Origin of the sequence: Caldicellulosiruptor sp. F32, from assembly GCF_000404025.1 — a bacterium.
GTDB classification, from domain to species: Bacteria; Bacillota; Thermoanaerobacteria; order Caldicellulosiruptorales; family Caldicellulosiruptoraceae; genus Caldicellulosiruptor; species Caldicellulosiruptor saccharolyticus.
Genome location: NZ_APGP01000043.1, coordinates 1 through 887, shown reverse-complemented (window position 1 = coordinate 887; position 887 = coordinate 1). Strand labels below are relative to the sequence as shown.

At 45.3% G+C, this 887-nt stretch carries 2 protein-coding genes and 1 pseudogene; all 3 read left to right on the top strand.

What is annotated here, in order from left to right; genetic code table 11:
- On the top strand, nucleotides 1-417 hold a 417-nt coding region (locus H964_RS11950), incomplete at its 5' end, for a recombinase family protein (protein ID WP_162151432.1).
- Between the two features lie 19 nt (nucleotides 418-436).
- A pseudogene (locus H964_RS13485) lies at nucleotides 437-595 on the top strand (recombinase family protein); the annotation flags it as partial.
- A gap of 48 nt (nucleotides 596-643) precedes the next feature.
- Nucleotides 644-887, top strand: a 244-nt coding sequence (locus H964_RS11945; RefSeq protein WP_193353811.1) for a zinc ribbon domain-containing protein, incomplete at its 3' end; no start/stop codon positions are given.

The window sequence follows — 887 nt, the reverse complement described above, 5'->3', positions numbered from 1 at the left end:
TTCGAGAAAAACAGTATCACTTTTGTCAGTGTACAGGAACCGTTCGTTAATACTAAAGACCCAACATCAAAGATGTTTACCACAATTCTCGCTGCTTTCGCACAGCACGAGAGAGAAATGATTACCGAAAGGATGAAGATGGGAAAATACCAGAAGGCACGAATGGGTCAGTTCCCAGGTGGTCACATCTTATACGGTTACCGGAAAAACCCACTAACCGGAGAGTTCGAGATTAACGAGGAAGAAGCGAGAATTGTCAGGCTCATCTATCACTGGTACGTGTACGGTGATGAGACAGGTAAGCCACTGGGAATGGAAGCTATCGCTGATAAGTTAACGAAGATGGGTGTTCTTCCTCCTTCCGCTGTCCGTGGAGTTCGGGTAGGAGTAAGAGGTAAGAGAGGTCAAAAAAGGTGAATACGTCAAACACTGGTCAAACGCTACTGTCAGACAGATACTTACTCATCAGGCATACATAGGCAAAAACTACTTTGGTAGGAATGGTAAGAATGCCGAACCAGACAAGGTTGAAGATGACTGGATTGTTATTCCATTCCCACCCATCGTAGACGAGTACACCTATCAGTTAGCACAAGAAAGAAGAAACAGAGCAAAGTTCTGGCAGAGAAAGCACGAAACGCCTTTGCTTACTGGGATTATTCACTGTGGAATATGCGGGTTGCAATTTAGAGGAACCTATGACCACGGGAAAACAGCAGTTTACTCCTGTTACGGCAGGCTTAAACGCTACCACAGAGATGGGAGTCCTACATGCGATTCGCCAAGAATTCCTGCCGACTGGCTTGACCAACAGGTTGTGCTGAAGGTATTTGAAGCTTTGCAGAAACCAGAGCAGATGAAAGAAGCGATTATGGCTCACTTAGAAA